The organism is Neisseria sp. S1, assembly GCF_048060015.1.
GTDB classification, from domain to species: domain Bacteria; phylum Pseudomonadota; class Gammaproteobacteria; order Burkholderiales; family Neisseriaceae; genus Neisseria; species Neisseria arctica.
Genome location: NZ_JBLUPI010000006.1, coordinates 160,502 through 176,115 on the forward strand (window position 1 = coordinate 160,502; position 15,614 = coordinate 176,115).

24 protein-coding genes are annotated in these 15,614 nt (G+C 47.3%); 22 read left to right on the forward strand and 2 right to left on the reverse strand.

Features of this window, described 5'->3' with window-relative positions; genetic code table 11:
* Positions 1-360: 360 nt before the first annotated feature.
* Positions 361-1,398, reverse strand: a complete 1,038-nt coding sequence (locus ACEPPX_RS06380; RefSeq protein ID WP_416623379.1) for a phage portal protein — start codon at positions 1,396-1,398, stop codon at positions 361-363.
* The gene (locus ACEPPX_RS06385) at positions 1,361-3,184 is read right to left on the reverse strand and encodes a terminase large subunit domain-containing protein (RefSeq protein WP_416623380.1); all 1,824 of its coding nucleotides are present in this window, start codon (positions 3,182-3,184) and stop codon (positions 1,361-1,363) included. The genes ACEPPX_RS06380 and ACEPPX_RS06385 overlap by 38 nt, the downstream gene beginning before the upstream one ends.
* A gap of 157 nt (positions 3,185-3,341) precedes the next feature.
* Here ACEPPX_RS06385 and ACEPPX_RS06390 point away from each other — a divergent pair, with 157 nt between their 5' ends.
* The 22 genes from ACEPPX_RS06390 to ACEPPX_RS06495 form a co-directional block, all read left to right on the forward strand.
* Complete coding sequence (locus ACEPPX_RS06390; RefSeq protein WP_416623381.1) at positions 3,342-4,160, forward strand: GPO family capsid scaffolding protein; 819 nt, start codon at positions 3,342-3,344, stop codon at positions 4,158-4,160.
* 36 nt (positions 4,161-4,196) lie between these two features.
* Positions 4,197-5,231: a phage major capsid protein, P2 family gene (locus tag ACEPPX_RS06395; protein ID WP_416623382.1), complete on the forward strand. Its 1,035-nt coding sequence runs from the start codon at positions 4,197-4,199 to the stop codon at positions 5,229-5,231.
* 55 nt (positions 5,232-5,286) lie between these two features.
* On the forward strand, positions 5,287-5,943 hold the full coding sequence (gpM, locus tag ACEPPX_RS06400; protein WP_416623383.1) for a phage terminase small subunit: 657 nt from the start codon (positions 5,287-5,289) through the stop codon (positions 5,941-5,943).
* A 103-nt stretch (positions 5,944-6,046) separates the two neighbouring features.
* The gene (locus tag ACEPPX_RS06405; RefSeq protein WP_416623384.1) at positions 6,047-6,529 is read left to right on the forward strand and encodes a head completion/stabilization protein; all 483 of its coding nucleotides are present in this window, start codon (positions 6,047-6,049) and stop codon (positions 6,527-6,529) included.
* A 1-nt stretch (position 6,530) separates the two neighbouring features.
* Complete coding sequence (locus ACEPPX_RS06410) at positions 6,531-6,749, forward strand: tail protein X (protein WP_416623385.1); 219 nt, start codon at positions 6,531-6,533, stop codon at positions 6,747-6,749.
* Positions 6,750-6,751: 2 nt separating this feature from the next.
* Positions 6,752-7,129, forward strand: a complete 378-nt coding sequence (locus tag ACEPPX_RS06415) for a putative holin (RefSeq protein WP_416623386.1) — start codon at positions 6,752-6,754, stop codon at positions 7,127-7,129.
* Positions 7,130-7,131: 2 nt separating this feature from the next.
* Entirely contained in the window at positions 7,132-7,461 is a 330-nt protein-coding gene (locus tag ACEPPX_RS06420; RefSeq protein WP_416623387.1) for a hypothetical protein, read from the forward strand.
* A 28-nt stretch (positions 7,462-7,489) separates the two neighbouring features.
* The gene (locus ACEPPX_RS06425) at positions 7,490-8,305 is read left to right on the forward strand and encodes an N-acetylmuramidase domain-containing protein (RefSeq protein WP_416623388.1); all 816 of its coding nucleotides are present in this window, start codon (positions 7,490-7,492) and stop codon (positions 8,303-8,305) included.
* 64 nt (positions 8,306-8,369) lie between these two features.
* A complete protein-coding gene (locus ACEPPX_RS06430) occupies positions 8,370-8,711 on the forward strand; it encodes a hypothetical protein (protein ID WP_416623389.1) in 342 nt (113 codons plus the stop codon).
* Positions 8,708-8,968: an Rz1-like lysis system protein LysC gene (gene lysC / locus ACEPPX_RS06435; RefSeq protein WP_416623390.1), complete on the forward strand. Its 261-nt coding sequence runs from the start codon at positions 8,708-8,710 to the stop codon at positions 8,966-8,968. Before ACEPPX_RS06430 ends, lysC begins: the two co-directional genes overlap by 4 nt.
* Positions 8,961-9,188, forward strand: coding sequence for a TraR/DksA C4-type zinc finger protein (locus tag ACEPPX_RS06440; RefSeq protein ID WP_416623391.1), 228 nt, complete (start codon positions 8,961-8,963; stop codon positions 9,186-9,188). Before lysC ends, ACEPPX_RS06440 begins: the two co-directional genes overlap by 8 nt.
* Complete coding sequence (locus tag ACEPPX_RS06445) at positions 9,166-9,618, forward strand: phage tail protein (protein ID WP_416623392.1); 453 nt, start codon at positions 9,166-9,168, stop codon at positions 9,616-9,618. Before ACEPPX_RS06440 ends, ACEPPX_RS06445 begins: the two co-directional genes overlap by 23 nt.
* Positions 9,615-10,223, forward strand: a complete 609-nt coding sequence (locus ACEPPX_RS06450; protein WP_416623393.1) for a phage virion morphogenesis protein — start codon at positions 9,615-9,617, stop codon at positions 10,221-10,223. Before ACEPPX_RS06445 ends, ACEPPX_RS06450 begins: the two co-directional genes overlap by 4 nt.
* A gap of 222 nt (positions 10,224-10,445) precedes the next feature.
* A complete protein-coding gene (locus ACEPPX_RS06455) occupies positions 10,446-10,757 on the forward strand; it encodes a hypothetical protein (RefSeq protein WP_416623394.1) in 312 nt (103 codons plus the stop codon).
* A 42-nt stretch (positions 10,758-10,799) separates the two neighbouring features.
* Positions 10,800-11,303: a hypothetical protein gene (locus tag ACEPPX_RS06460; protein WP_416623395.1), complete on the forward strand. Its 504-nt coding sequence runs from the start codon at positions 10,800-10,802 to the stop codon at positions 11,301-11,303.
* 120 nt (positions 11,304-11,423) lie between these two features.
* Positions 11,424-11,753, forward strand: a complete 330-nt coding sequence (locus ACEPPX_RS06465; RefSeq protein WP_416623396.1) for a hypothetical protein — start codon at positions 11,424-11,426, stop codon at positions 11,751-11,753.
* A 38-nt stretch (positions 11,754-11,791) separates the two neighbouring features.
* Complete coding sequence (locus ACEPPX_RS06470; protein ID WP_416623397.1) at positions 11,792-12,136, forward strand: hypothetical protein; 345 nt, start codon at positions 11,792-11,794, stop codon at positions 12,134-12,136.
* A gap of 119 nt (positions 12,137-12,255) precedes the next feature.
* Positions 12,256-12,882: a phage baseplate assembly protein V gene (locus tag ACEPPX_RS06475; RefSeq protein ID WP_416623398.1), complete on the forward strand. Its 627-nt coding sequence runs from the start codon at positions 12,256-12,258 to the stop codon at positions 12,880-12,882.
* Complete coding sequence (locus ACEPPX_RS06480) at positions 12,882-13,199, forward strand: GPW/gp25 family protein (protein WP_416623399.1); 318 nt, start codon at positions 12,882-12,884, stop codon at positions 13,197-13,199. The genes ACEPPX_RS06475 and ACEPPX_RS06480 overlap by 1 nt, the downstream gene beginning before the upstream one ends.
* Positions 13,199-14,113: a baseplate assembly protein gene (locus ACEPPX_RS06485; RefSeq protein WP_416623400.1), complete on the forward strand. Its 915-nt coding sequence runs from the start codon at positions 13,199-13,201 to the stop codon at positions 14,111-14,113. Before ACEPPX_RS06480 ends, ACEPPX_RS06485 begins: the two co-directional genes overlap by 1 nt.
* A complete protein-coding gene (locus ACEPPX_RS06490) occupies positions 14,106-14,729 on the forward strand; it encodes a phage tail protein I (protein ID WP_416623401.1) in 624 nt (207 codons plus the stop codon). The genes ACEPPX_RS06485 and ACEPPX_RS06490 overlap by 8 nt, the downstream gene beginning before the upstream one ends.
* A partial coding sequence (locus ACEPPX_RS06495) for a phage tail protein (RefSeq protein ID WP_416623402.1) occupies positions 14,729-15,614 on the forward strand: 886 nt, incomplete at its 3' end. The genes ACEPPX_RS06490 and ACEPPX_RS06495, both read left to right, overlap by 1 nt.

Sequence of the window (15,614 nt, forward strand, 5' to 3'; positions counted from 1 at the left end):
GCACATAACATGATTTTAAATCTACATATATGCGAAAAAGTCAATAAAAATATGCTTGTTTTTAAAGAAAAAAATAATAGGTTGTAGAACAGAAAAACGCGCTATTTTATGCCTGCGTAATGCTGCATGAAGACGCATTATTTTGCATGAAAGTGCATAAAAAATTACGACGAGAAATGGCCGGAAGATACGCGGAATATAAGGGCTAGGCGGGTCAGTGTGAGTGCATAAAAAAAGCCCTGTTTTTCGGGATGCGCCGGCGGGAGGGGGAGTGCGCCGACTGGGGGGGTAAGCGGGATATAAAAAAATTACCGCCTAATTTCAGGCGGTAATTTTTCAAAGCATCGAGGAACAAACGTATCAGGCAGAATCTCCGCGCTCAATTGTGTAATCATCAAACGATATGACCTGCAAGCCGAACATGTCATTAACAGATTCCATGTCGCGCTGTATCGGCGCGATTTCGTTGGCCGCAAACACGCGGGCGTCAGTTATACCGTCGCCAAGGCTGCCGGCATTTTTAGGAACAATCCCCATTAGTTTGGGCGGGACCCTATGAATAGCCAGCATGTCATCTGCGCTGATTGATTTTATATTCAAAAACTCGTCTTTCGCGGCGACGTCTGCGATTGGAATAAGTTTTATTCCGTCAGGGTTTCCGTTGGGTGAACGTAGGTATAGATTTTTAAAGTTGCCTGCTCCCTTGGCAGATCGCATCTGTTGTTTGAGGTTTTCCCAATCGGATTCATTCATTTGGGCTTCTGTGGTATAGAAAATAAAGCCGGCATGGCTGCCGTTTTCGTAGTAGCGGCGGCGAAACATCGTGGCTCCGTTATTTAACTCGATCGAATTTAAAGCGGATAAATAATGGGGCAGACCATAAACCTCTTGCCTTAAATCAGGCTGCATTAGATGGGCAATATTAACCCCGCTTATCTCGTCAAGATGACCGTTATCGCGGATATAAACATAATCGCGCAGATTGGATGCGCGCCGCATATAAAGAGCAAGCCTGTTTTTAACGGCCAGCACTTTGCCAAGCCGATTAACTTGTGCCTCAAGATAGCCGTTGCCCAAAACTAAGTAGTTAAAAGCAAACTTTTTGAATTCCGATCTCGATAAAAAAGCGGTCGGTTTAAAAGTTGAAGTTAGAATATTTAGCTTTGCCGACAATGCCGACTGATGATGTACGCCAACACCAAGCAGCCGCACCAAATCATGCTGATTAACGGGCGGCTCAAAATATTTACCGTTGTCATGACATTGAATCGCATCCATTAAGGCCGAGTGTCCGACAAGTTCGGCCGCGCTGAAAAAATCTGCGTCAGTGCTGATAGTGTTAACTTTTTTATCATCCATTTTAGTCCCAATCCATATCAATCTTGCCGCCGGTACCACCGTCTAGCGGCTCAATGTAAAAAATCATCATCGCTGCCCACGCTAAATCGCAATGGCTGGCCGCTGCGCTTCGGTCGGCAACGTAAGTAACCGCCCGGCCACTAGCAGTCATCTGCCGCCGGATACCGGTAAATGAAACAACCATATCTTTGCTACGCATGGCATCCCATTCAATCCGGCGGCGGCGGAATAAATCAAGCGCTTTATTAACCATCATGGCTTTAATTTCTGCTGTATATTTAATACCTATTGCGCGCGGAAAGAAATTTTTAACAAGTTGGTAGACTGCCTCGCCGATGCCAGTAGTATCGATAACGATTTCCTGAACGTTGTAAACAGACAGCATCTCTTTAATGATTTTTGCCTGAGCGGCAAAATCATTACCGGATAATAGCTTGTGTTCGATCACCCTAAATTTATCACCGGTTTTTCTTGGTGCGATGGCCGCAACCAAGCCCGCTTTGTCGCCACTATCGGCAGGGTCGTAGCCGATCCATACTGGTAAATTACCGGCGGGCCGTGGAGCAAACGGTTTATAAAAATCCGCCCATAAATCCCAACTATCAACGCCGGCTTGCTTGAGCTGTGAAAACTCAAATACTGCGTCGCCATCGGCCATAAACTCGCAATTAAAAAGCTGGCTAAACTCAAGCGGCGAATACTCGCGCTGAAGTTGCGATTTATCAAATAAGGTACAACCGCCGGCCTCGGCATCATCAAGGGTTACGATTTGCCGCCATTGCCCGTCAGGGTCAAGCCGGCCGCCGGATAGTGCGGTGTGCGAAATATCCAAGCTGATATGCTCGGATGCTGGTCGCCCGTCGTTAAACTTAGCGCCCGACCAAATAGGATACGCTTCGTGCGCCTCGCTCGATGGCGTACTAAAATAGGTAATCCTAAATCGCTTTTGGGCAGCCATTGGTTTGGCTAAAGTGCTTAATCGGTTAAAATCAGGCGCCCAAAAATACTCGTCAAGATATAAATTGCCAGTGCGGCCCTGGGCTGTCCGTGAGTTGGTGCCAAGAAAATAGAGCTTCGCGCCGCTGTTGGGTAGCGTGATAACGTCGCCCTTTAACTCAACATCAACCATTGCTGCGAGGTCCGAGATATAAATTTTGAACTGGAAAGCCTGTGCGCGGCTGGCCGATAAAAAAATCTGATTACGGCCGGAAATCAGCGCATCAATGAACGCTTCGCGTGCGAAATAAAAAGTGGCGCCGATTTGGCGACTTTTTAAAATATTGCGGAATCTAACCTTTTTACCAATTTCGCCCCAGTATCTTTGATAAGCAAACTGTTGTTCGTAGAAAATCTCTTGGACTCGTTTGAGCTGTTCAGGCTCAAACCAGTTTTGAGGTTTTTTTTCTTGTTTTGCCCGTTTTTCTTGCTTTTCTTGGGGTGGATTGTCAATAGTCGGCGGATCGGGCATCGCTGTGCCGACATTGGCAGCGGGCGCACTTGTTGCCGTTCGGCTGCCGCCTGAAAAATCCGCCACCAAGGCGGAAAGCTGTTTTATCTCTTTGTAATGGCCGTCGGATTTCGTAGGTAAGTTAATTAATTGGATTAAACGAGCTTCGGCGCTCGCAGCTACCCGTTGCGCCGGGTTGCCGCCATCCCAGTTGTCGCGCTGTTTCCATGAGTGGACCGTCGCCGGTTTGATCCCCAAATGATTGCCGATTGCCGAAATCCGCCAGCCTTGCCAATACAGCGCGCGAGCAAGCAAACGCGGGTCAAGGTTGGCATTATTTTCCGGCGTGGTTGGTTTGGTAAATTTTAGCTTTGACATAAGGATTTAAAAAATCAACGATAGCGACACTATCAGCCCAAACCACCGCCGCCGCATCCGCTCAAAATTGTAAAAAATCCCCTTAATCGTCCAATCAATAGCAAAACCTAAAAGCCGCTGCCAAACTGCCAAGCGTAACCAATTTAAAGGCTTGGCTATGTCCAAAGGCAAATCAGATAAAAAAATAACCGAGTGGCGTTTGGTTGCGCTGTCCGGCAAAACAGCCGACGGCCGCACCATTCCCGCCGAACACATCCGCGAGATGGCGGAGTCGTACAACCCCGAAACACTCGGCGCTCGTATCAATTTAGAGCATCTACATTTTTTGCTGCCAAACCCTGAATTTGCAGGCTTAGGCGACGTAGTTGCCCTGAAAGCGGAAAAACAGGGCGACAAAGTGGCCCTATATGCAAAATTGGCGGTTAATCCAGCGTTGCAAAAAATGTGGGATAGCGACCAAAAAATCTATTCAAGTATCGAATACGTCGAGCAGTTTGCCGATACCGGTAAAGCATATCTTGTGGGTTTAGCTGTTACCGATACGCCAGCGAGTCTAAACACATCGCGCCACTTTTCGGTCAGCGCGGTTTCAGAAGCGGAAAAATCAGTCAAATTAAGTGAGTACACAGAAATGTCAGAAAAAACCAAAAAACAAGGCTTGTTTGCCGCATTGTTCGCAAGCCTAAATGCAACGAGTGAAACTGAAACTAAAGATACAGACGCTGAAAATAAGGATGCGCCGAGCCAAGTGGCAAATCCTGATGTCGGTGATAAAAAAGAATATGCCGAGAAGTCCGATCTTGAAGAGGTTAAGGCTGAATTGGAAGCGGCCGCCAAATTTGGAGCCGAAATGGTTGAAAAATTTAAAGACTTACAAGATAAGTTTGAAAAATTTAAAGCAGAAGTGGAAAGCGCACCGGTGTCCGGTGAGCGTAAGCCGCATAGTGGCAGCGGTAATGAGAGCATTAATTGGTAAGCAATCGATCTGAAAATATTTGAAAAAGGTTAAAAAATGCCAGCAGCTAAAAAATTTATTGCCGCAACCGCAAAGGCAAACGGTGTTGATAATCCTGCAAAAACATTTGCCGTAGAGCCTCAAAAATCGCGCGTAATGCGTGCGGCGATGCGTAAATCAAGTGCATTTTTGAGTTTGGTAAATATCGTTACAAAACAAAACAACGCCGGCGAAATTATTGGTATCACTACCGGTTTGACCGCTAGCCGCAAAGGTAAATCCGCGACAGGCTATACCGATGCAGATGGGCGCCGTCAACCTAAAACTCAAGGTACGGCAGATAAGCGCGAGTATCGATTGCGTAAAGTAAATTTTGATACCGCGTTTACTTACGAGCAATTGGACGAGTGGGCGGCAGAACCGAACTATCTGCAGTTGGTGCAGCAAGGCATTGTTAAATCAAAAGCGGAAAGCCTGATCTCGATTGGCTTTAACGGAAAAGAATGGGCTGTAACCAGCAATCCTGAATCTAACCCGCTGTTGCAGGATTGCGGTAAAGGTTGGTTGCAGCAAATGCGCGAAACTAACCAGGCTCGCACAATGGGTTGGCAGTCTGGGCAGATTGGCACAACCAAACAAGCAGTTAAATATGGACCGGGCGCGGAAACATATAAAAATTTAGATGCGGTAGTCATGGATGCTGTATCTAATCTGCTGGCCGAAGAGTTTAACAGTCGCCAAGATTTGGTTGTGATATGCAATCGCTCAATGCTGGATGATAAATACTTTGCCGTTGTTAACGGGGCAGAAGACAAAGCAACCGAACTCAACGCAGCCGATGTGTTGGCGTCGAAACGCCGAATCGGCGGCATTGATGCAATTGCGGTGCCATATTTCCCGGCTAATACATTGTTTATCACCCCGCTGGCTAACCTGTCTATTTATTTTCACGCCACCGGACATCGCCGATCGGTTAAAGACGAGCCGGAATTTGACCGCGTTGCAAACTACGAAAGCGAAAACATCGATTTTGTGATCGAAGAGTTAGGCGCTGCCGCGTTGATTGAAAATATCGAATACACGCCGGCGTAATCGGATTTCAGACGGCCTTTATTTAGGCCGTCTGAAAAATGGAAAGGTAATGTAGATGACACCTGCTAAACAACATTTTTTGCGCGAATCGGCGCGATTACAGAATCAGGCGGCCGCTGATGCGGATTTGGAAAGTCTGCCGATGTATCAAAAGCTCCGCGTAAATTTAGAAAAAGACAAGGCCGCCGTGCGGCTGATTGAGTCGATTAAAGACAAAGCGTTGGCAAAAGCGCAATTGTTGCCGCAATACGCAGAATGGATGCAAGGTGTTTTAAAAGCCGAGCAGCCGGCGCTCGACGACGAAGTGTTTACAACCTGCCTTGTTTGGATGATTGATACAGGCGCGCTTGATGAAGCGACGCCGCTGGTTGAATTTGCAATTGAAAAAGGTTTTCAGGCCGGCGACCAATACCAGCGTAGCTTGCCAACTTTATTGGTAGAGCAAATCGCCGAACAAATCCAATTGGGCGGCGAGATCCACGTCGAAAACTTAGATAGTCTAATTAAGCTATCAACAGCAAAAACGGAAAGCGGTACCCACAAAGTAGATATGCCCGATCAGGTGCGCGCGAAGTTTTTGAAAGCGGCGGGAAGTGTGCTGCAAGAAGCAGGAGAAAAAACCCGTGCACTCGAATTATATAAAGTAGCTTTGTCATATTACGACAAGGTGGGCGTCAAGCAATTGATTAAAGAGCTTGAGTCTGCTGCTTAACTACCTCCCCCCCCCCATAGCGCGGCCTGCGGCTCGGAATTTTTAGGAATTAACCTAAAAAATATCAAGCAACAGAGCCGCGCTATCTACAAGGTTGATTGAAATGAAACATGTTGTTTTTGCAGAGAATACCGGAAGAAAGTCCGCCGGTACGGCCAAAAACATGATTTATAGCGGTAGCTTTTGGCCGATTGTTGATTTGTCGAAAATGCGGCAAGAAGCGCGCATCACGGATACCGTTACCGCATCTCGTCTGTATTATGCGGCAACCGCCGCAGTCGCCTATGTGAACGCACAACTCGCCGAGTTTGCCGCCGAAAAAGAGGCGGCGGGAATAAGCAGCCTGTCAGGGATTGGCGGAGGTCAAATAAACGGGATTGCTGTGGTCGAGCATCATTATCTGCGCGCAGTTTATAGCTACACCAAGTCCGAACTGCTGGAAACATATGCTGATTACGACGCAACCGGCAAAACCGCCGAACGGGCAGAAGCAAAACAAGAGGCGGCCGATGATTACCGCCGCGAAGCCCATGCCGCTATCGCCGATATAAAAGGCCGGCGCCGTGTAGATAGCGAGTTGATTTGAAATGGCTGCAAACACCGTAATCAGTCGGCAAGGCGACACGATCAGCGCGATTGCTTATCGTTTTTATGGTCGATCGGCGGGGATGGTTGAGCAAATACTTGCGGCTAATCCGGGATTATGCAGATTGCCTGCTGTTTTGCCGGTTGGCACCGTGATTACCATGCCGGCTGTGCCGGAGCTGGCCGCTGAAAAAATCGCAACCGTCAATTTGTGGGATTAAAAATGCAAAACAATCAAACAACCGCCGTAAATGCTGCGGTGATTATCATGGGCGGTTACAGCCTGCCGGCGTCAGTTGCCTTTGGAGCGCTCGTTGGCGCAAGCCTATTTGTGCTACGCCCGAACAATTACAAACCGATTCATAAAGCGTGGTTGTTTGCAGTGTCGTTTTTTACTGGCATTTTCGCCGGTGAGAGCATGGTGCAATTTTTAGATTGGGTGTTGCGCTGGCTTTTCCGCATCTTGCCAGCCGATGCGGGCGCATTGCAAGTCAACGAATTTATGGCGTCTGCCCTAGCTGCCGCATTTATTGTTATCACCGTTGAAAAAGTGTTTTGGCTGATAGACAGCCTGCGTGCACCGAAACTGCCGGAGCTTTAAAAATGGATATTTTGCAATACACCATAATCAGCACACTAGGCATTGCTGCCGGGATCAGTATTTTGTTGTTCGACGGGCGCGGCAAGCGACATCGTTGGGTTGCCGCATTGGTCGCATGGTTGATGTTCGTTTTGATCGCGGCATTAGTTGGGGCCGCTATGATGCGGCGTGAGTCGCTCGTTATTTGGTTGTTAATATTTATATTTGCAGCCAATGTTGGCGCGATTTTAATCGCGCGCGGCAATATCAATAAGTTAGCAACTCACCTAAAAAGCCCGCCGGATGATGCGGAAGAGGTCAAATCGGGCAAGGCGGCCATGCCGCAAAAATGAAAATTTAAAACCGTAAAAGGGATTACAAATGTCAACAATTTTGAAAGTTGGTAGCGTTGGCAGCGAAGTAGCCGCCTTGCAAGGATTGCTTAATGCCGCCGGACACAAGGTAGAGGTAGACGGATGGTTTGGCCGAAAAACAGAACAGGCTGTCCGTGCGTTTCAGGCGTCGCAATTGCCGCCGTTAGTGGTAGATGGTAGGGCCGGAATGCAAACAATGGCGGCGCTACGAGGCCAGCGCCAAGAGAATATGTTAGACCAAACGGCGATAGAGTCCGCCGCTGCGATGCTGGATGTAGATGTCGCCGCAATCATGGCAGTTAACCAGGTAGAAGCACGAGGTCGCGGTTTTTTAAATGACGGGCGTGTGAAAATACTTTTTGAGCGGCATATTTTTTACAAATTGTTGAAAGAAAAACACGGCGTAGCCTATGCCGACAAAATAGCAGCTACCAGCCCGCACGTTTGTAACAAGGCGCGCGGCGGATATAAAGGTGGTGCCGCTGAATATCCGCGTTTTTCGCGCGCGTTTTACATTGACGGCGAAATCGCGATGATGTCTTGTAGTTGGGGGGCTTATCAAATTATGGGATTTAATCACCGAGCCGCCGGATTTAAAACCGTTGGCGAGTTTGTCGATACGATGAAAACAAGTGAAAACGCCCACTTAATAGCATTTGCCGAGTTTATTAAAGCCGATAAAAACCTGCATCAAGCATTAAAAAATCGCGATTGGGCGGATTTCGCCCGCCGCTACAATGGCCCGGATTATCGGGCAAATGCCTACGATACCAAGCTGGCAAATGCCTATGTCTATTTCGGCGGCCAGGTGCGGGCCGCGTAACAGAAGAAAAAAGAAAATCAGGCCGTCTGAAAATCAGACGGCCGAAAAGCCAAAGAAAGAAAAAATGATTAAAGAAAAACTAAAAGCTGCGGCCGGAATTGTCGCGATAGTAATTTTTATCGCCATGCTTGGCACAATCTACGCCATGTCAAAAACAATCGGCGGCCTGAAAAATAAGCTATCAGAGCAAGAGCTTGTTGCACAAGCTGCCCGTGCGGCATATGCGGCCGAGGCATCACGATTTGCCGGATACCGGGCTGCAACCGAACAGCTTGCCGAAGGAATAGCCGCCGTAAATGCTAAAGCAGCGGCAGACAGAGAAGATTTGGCGGGTGCCATAAAGAGTAATCAGCAATGGGCAAATCAGGAGCTGCCCGAAGAAATTAAAAAGGCGGTTAAACCATGATGACAAAATATAAACCGTTGTTGATGGCGATTACCGCAATTCTGTTGTCTGCTTGCGCTTTAAGGCAGCAGCCGGAATATCAGCCGTTAAAATGCCCGCCGGTACCAGAATGCCGACAACCGGTATCAGAAGTCCGCACCAATGCGGATTTGGCTGCCGCGTTAATCGATACGCGCGTGGCATTGGATATCTGTAAAGTCGCCCGCGATACATTACAAACGTGTATTAATAATCAAGAGGCGAAAAATAATGACTGATATCTACGATCGCGCCGCAGAAGTCGAGCAGTTACACCGCGAAGCCGCAATCCGCAGACAGGCAGAAAAAACCGTTGGCGCAGCGGCAGTGTCAGCTTATGAATGCGAAGAATGTGGTGAGCTAATACCCGAGGCGCGCCGTCTTGCGGTGCCGGGTTGCCGTTGCTGTGTGGAGTGCCAAGAGGAAATAGATAAGTATGGAAAAACCCGCTTCGCTTAGGGACGCCCTGGCTGCCGCCTTGCCGGAATTAAGAAATAATCCGGATAAGCTGGCGATGTATGTTGTGGATGGTAAAACAATTGCGAACAAACATACTTTAGGTCATAAAATCAGCTATCGATTAAATATTAATATCACCGATTACGCGGATGGATTGGATAAGTTAAATGTTGCCGTTATCGCTTGGCTGCAGGTCAATCAGCCCGATATCCTCGGGCCGGGTAGTGTGCCGGCGGATAGTTATGTTTTTGAGGCTGATATCTTGGACGACAAAACGGCAGATATAGCCATTGTTTTAAGGCTTACTGAGTCAGTGTTGGCTTTGATTGATGATGACGGAAAAATCAACATTACACACCGCAGGGAGCCACAGCTTAAAAATGATTTAACCTGGTCGGGATTGCCGGATGAGGTAGCGGGAGCGCAATGAATAGCTTAGATACATATTTAACAAATTTGGACGGCTTGATATCAAAATTAAGCCCGCAGCAAACCCGGGAGCTGGCAAGACAAATCGGGAACGAAATGAGAAGCCGCACAGCCGCACGAATTAAGGCAAACGTAACGCCGGGCGGTATGGCTTATCCGGCGAGGCAAGGTGAGGCCTGGAAAGCACGCCGTTTGAGAGCCGGAGAAAGTCTGAAGCCGGGGCAGAAGTTCGGATACTTTAAAAGCCATAATCTCCAAATGAAATACTTGATAGATAAAGGAGATAGGTTTGTCGGTGAAGAGATAACCGAGGGCAACCCGGGTTATAAAGCCGGCGGATTTTTAAAAAAATATATTTATATCCACCAGCCGAGAAAAAGTGGGTTGATGTTTAAAAGATTGCCTGGGCGTCGTTGGCTAAAAAGTAAAACAACTGCCGCCGAAGCTGCAATCGGGTTTATGGGTGGTTTGATGGCGGAAATCGCCGCCGAACATCATTACGGCAATCCGTCAAAAAACTTGCCATCACGCGAGATGATAGGATTCGCGCCTGAAGATTTGAGATACATTGAGGATACAATCATTAAGCATTTGCAGCAGTTGTAAAAAACAGTAAGGCTATTGATTTTTTATCAAGTTGGATTGTAGATAATTTAGAAGCGTACAGTTGCAGGATAAAATAAGGCCGTCTGAAATTCAGACGGCCTTAATCTTTACAAAAAAATAATAAAATAACTATTGCCTAAATTTAGGCAATTTGCTATGATTATATCAACGGTAAGGCAATGGTGCCGACCACGCAGGCTATAAACTAAAGGAGCCCTCAAAATGGATAAACTGAACCAAATCGAAGAACTCAACAACCAACTGGCAAACGACTGGATTATTAAGTGGGCCGAGGAAAAAGCAAGGCCGCTTGAAGTCAAAGAAACAGCCGGGAATGCTAAATATCAAGCGGAAAACCCTGAAGCCGGATTTTTAGATTCTATAGACTTCGATCCACTATCCCAAGAAGAGCGGGAAACATATCGTCGGCTGCTAAACATTATTATCCGACGCACCGAGCAAATCGAGAAAAAGAAACAGGCTATTATTAATAACATTAGCTGGCAAGCAGCCGAGCAATTGGTTATTAGCTAACCTGCAGGCGGTTTATTGCCGCCTATTTAAAAGGATAAAAAAATGGAAGATATCAACAAAATCATGAATGCGGTAGGTCTGTTGGCAGCACGCGTTTATGGCCGGGAAATTCCGGCAGATGTTCAAGCACAGTTACTTACTCACCCAGTAACAGGGATAGGCATGATGGCTAAAAAGCCGGGGCTTGTGAAGATGGCAGATCAAGAAGAGATCGCCAGAATTATAGATAAAATACCGGCAGAATCAGAAGCCTTGCGCGGAGTAAAGCTCCATAATCAAGGCCCATTCTGGAAAGGCTATTACGATTACCTTTATGCTGCCGACAAAGAGTTCACAGCCGAAAATCTAATAGCAATCGGAAAAGTTTTATATGGAGAAAGATGGCAAACAGACTTAGCCGATGCGCTAAACATAAACAGCCGCAGAATCAGGGAAATGGTAGCAGGAACAAGAAAAATTCCGCCCGGGATTGTTGTAGACATTTTAACCTTGCTAAAAGAAAAGCAGGTTAAAATAGATTCGGTTATTGATGGCATTATTACATAATTTAACAGATTTAATGCTTGCCTAAATTTAGGCAGATTGGTATTATAAACACATGGACGCAAAACAGCGACCACCGACACCAAGACGGAATCTTGGATAAATAACCGAAAGGATTTCAAAATGTTTATTCGCATCTATTTTAATATCAGCCGCAGTGATGAATCTTTAAACCGGAGCGAAATGGTTAAATGGGCAAAGAAAGTGGATAGCTTTCTTTTCGTTGACGATAGCATCGGACGCACGGTTGGGAGTATCACATCTAAACGTTTTTCGTTACTTTATAACAGCGAATCAGAAGCCAGTGTCAAATGCGCCCGCGCACTTATTGAAACATTAAAAGATGCACCCAAAGGTTTTGATGTAACAGGATACGCATCCCCTGAACATGGGGAAGAAATTCTTGGGAAATTTTCAAATGCCTATTGGATAGAAGATACTTTTAAAATCTAACCATAAAGCCGCTATAGGCGGCTTTTAAGGAGGATAAGTTGTCAAAAAATAATATTTTCAATCGCTACCCACCCATAATTCACGGCGAAGCACGCGGCGAAAATGACGAGTTTGTGGTACATACCAGATACCCGCGCTTTTTGGCACGCCGATCATTTGATGATGGTTTTTCAGGAGATTTGCCGACTGCGGTAATTAAAGGCCAAATCGGGAAAACCGAAAACGGTAAACTTGCCTACGATTCAGGCATTGGCATTTGGTTTTCAGATTTCATTTTTTTCGACAGCCGATCGGAAAATGAAGCGGAGTTTTTAAAACAGCTTACAGATGCCTGTAATAAATGCACCGCCGATACTGTAATGCTGGATGAAGAAACGTTTTAAAATATAAAAAAAGCTGTCTGATTTTTCAGACGGCTTTTTTTATAAAAATCAATTGTAAAAAATCCCCTTAAATATTCTTGTTGTCGCCGCCCGCGCGTTTGCCTGAAAAAATAGGCGGCATGAATCTAGCCGAAATAACACGAATAATCGAAAACCTGATAAAGCGCGGCGTTGTCCATAGCGTCAACCCTGCTGCTGGTAGCGTGCGCGTGCAAATCGGCAAGCTGATTACAGATGATTTGCCATATTTTGTGTCAGCTGCCGGCGGTGTGTCATGCCATCGGCCGCCATCGGTGGGCGAAAGTTGCCTTGTTTTATCACCAAGCGGCGAAACTGCTGCCGGTTTGGTGCTTTGCGGATTGCCATCCGCGCAATATCCAGCCCCATCCGTCGAGGAAAGCGAGACAGTAACAAAATATCCGGACGGAGCGTGCGTTAAATACAACCATCAATCCGGAAAAATGGAAATTAGCGGAATTAAAACCGCAGAAATTACCAGCGGAGAAAGCATTAAATTTAATTGCCCGGTCGTCGAATTTACAAATGCCGTTGTTGTAGGTGGTCTGTTGTCATATCAAGGAGGGATGTCAGGCACAGGCGGTGCGGGGACGATTATAACGGGCCCGATCACGCATGAGGGCGATTTTATAAATAAAGGTTCCGTTGCAAGTAACGGCGTTAACTTATCAAGCCATACCCATAACGGAGTACAGGCTGGCGGAGACAATACGGGAGGGCCTCAATAATGATGAGCAGAGATACCGGGCGTCGCATGGATTTGTTGGATCACATCCGCCAAAGCATTGGCGATATTTTGTATACCAGTATCGGTACCCGTGTGCAGCGTGAGGATTACGGCAGTCTTCTGCCGGAATTAATTGACCAGCCATTAAATGAGGCTACCCGCCTGCGGATTGCCGCAGCGGCAGTGATAGCTATTGCCGAGTGGGAGCCGCGCGTAGATTTGCAAGGGGCGGAAATTAACGTTAATCCGGCGGCTGATGGCCTGCAAGTATTAATAAGAACCCGCGTAAATGGGAAATCCGAGGAGTTTGTCATCTAATGCCGAAGATTACCGATTTAAGCAAAATCCCGCCGCCTGATGTTGTCGAGCAAATTGATTATGAACAAATTCTAGCGCGTAGAAAGCAGCAGTTCGTCGAGCAATACGATAATGATGCCGACCGCCAATATTGGGCGGGCACACTTGAGCTTGAGAGCGAGCCGGTCGTCAAATTGCTTGAGGAGTGTGCTTATAACGAGATGATATGGCGCGCCGAGTTAAACGAGGCGGCTCAAAGTCTGATGTTGGCTTATGCTGCCGGTCGCGATTTGGATCAAATTGCCGCTAACTATGATATTAAGCGATTTGTTATTCAGGCGGCGGATAATGCTGTCAATCCGCCGGTAGAAGAAATACTGGAAACTGATTCCGCTTTGCGCGTAAGAATACAAAAAGCCTTTGAGGCATTAAGTACGGCAGGGCCGAAAGCAGCTTATGAAACGATCGCTATAAATGCCCATGCTCACGTTAAAGATGTGAGCGCAGTGAGTCCGTCGGGTGCGGTTGTCGATATTGCAGTTTTATCAAACCAAGGAGACGGCACGGCAACCGAGGATGTGTTGTCGGCTGTGCGGGCAGCCGTGAACGATAAATACAAGCGGCCGCTTGCCGATAGGGTAACGGTTAAGTCTGCCGAGATTATTAATTTTGCCGTAAAAGCGAAAATTTACGTTTATCCAACCCCTGATTATGAGCCGGTGTTGGCTGAGGCGCGCGCCCGTTTGGCGGTAGCGATCGCCGAAAACAGCATGATAGGACGTGATGTTTCGCCATCTATGATTTACGCAGCCCTTAAAGTCGAGGGTGTGCAGCATGTCGAGCTGTCCGAACCGTCCGGATATATCGCAGTGTCGGATATGCAGGCGGCAAATTGCACCGAGGTAAGCGTTGAATATGGCGGCGAGAATGAGTGATTACAAAACTTTATTGCCTAAAACGCGAAGCGGATTAGAGGCGAGAATATCGCGAAGCCAAAATTATCCGGTTGTCCATGCTATCCGGCGGCTGTGGAATCCAGATACCTGTCCTGCTCCGCTGTTGCCTTATTTGGCCTGGGCTTTTAGCGTTGATTTTTGGAATGAAGATTGGACTGAAAGCACGAAGAGAGCCGTCATTAAAAAAGCGTGGAGGGCACATAAATATAAAGGCACGATAGGCGCGATAGAAGATGCCTTAATGCCTTTCGGCGTGTCAATCAGAGTTATCGAGTGGTGGCAGGAAACGCCGCCGGCTGCGGTGGCAAGTTTTAAACTCGATTTATTTACCATTGATCGACAGCTTACCGAGGCGGATTACAAAGAAATGGAACGGATTATCAAGGCGGTAAAACCGCTATCCCGCCATTTATCCGCTTTAAATATAGGGGTTGCCGTATCTGGGCCGGTAAATTTATCGGCTGTTACTGTGTTGGGTGATGTTACAACTGTGTATCCGTATTTGCAGCCTATCCTCACAACTCAATCAAGTGGCCGGATTGCGGCCGCCGTTCAAGACGCAGACATCTTAACAATATATCCGGGGTTAAATTGATGACTCAAAAATATTACACCATTATAACCACAATCGGCGCGCGAAAAATCACTAATGCCGCCGCTTTGGGGACTCAAGTAAATCTTACCGAAATGGCTGTTGGTGATGGCGGCGGGCGCCCAATTACTCCGGTGGAAACGGATACGGCCCTGCGTCGCGAGGTTTACCGCGGCGGCATCAATCGGCTTGAGGTTGATGTTAATAATAGTAATCAGATTATCGCCGAGTTGGTAATCGCCGAAGACGTGGGAGATTTTACGATCCGAGAGGTGGGCGTTTTCGATCAGGCCGGAAATTTATTTGCCATCGGAAATTTACCCGAAACATATAAGCCGGTAGCAGCATCGGGGAGCGCGCGTACTCAAACCATACGAATGGTTATCCAAGTATCAAATACTGCCGCCGTGCAATTAAAAATAGACCCGTCAATCATAATTGCAACCCGAGAATATGTAGATGCGGCCATGCTTAAAAATGCCTACCGGGTAGAGAGTATCGCCGAGCTGCGAGCCTTGCGTGGAAAATCCGGCGCGGTGGTCGTAACCGGCTACTACGCAGATAAGCCCGGAATCGGCGGTGGCGTGTTTGTAGCAGACACAGCAGATAAAGCAACCGCCGACAATGGCGGCACGGTGGTCGTAAGCGCAGATGGCACGCGCTGGCGGCGTTATGCCGATGATATCCAGCCCGAGTATTTTGGAGCACGAGCCGACGGTATTGCCGATGATACTGCGGCATTATTGGCCGCAGCCGCAGCCGCAACAAAGATAAAGCGTACTTTGCGAGGAGGCGGCAAGTATAAATTAACGCAGACTTTAAATTTGAGGGAGCTGCCGGTAGATATGCCGGCCGCAGATTTTGTTGTGTCCGGGGATGGTCAAATCA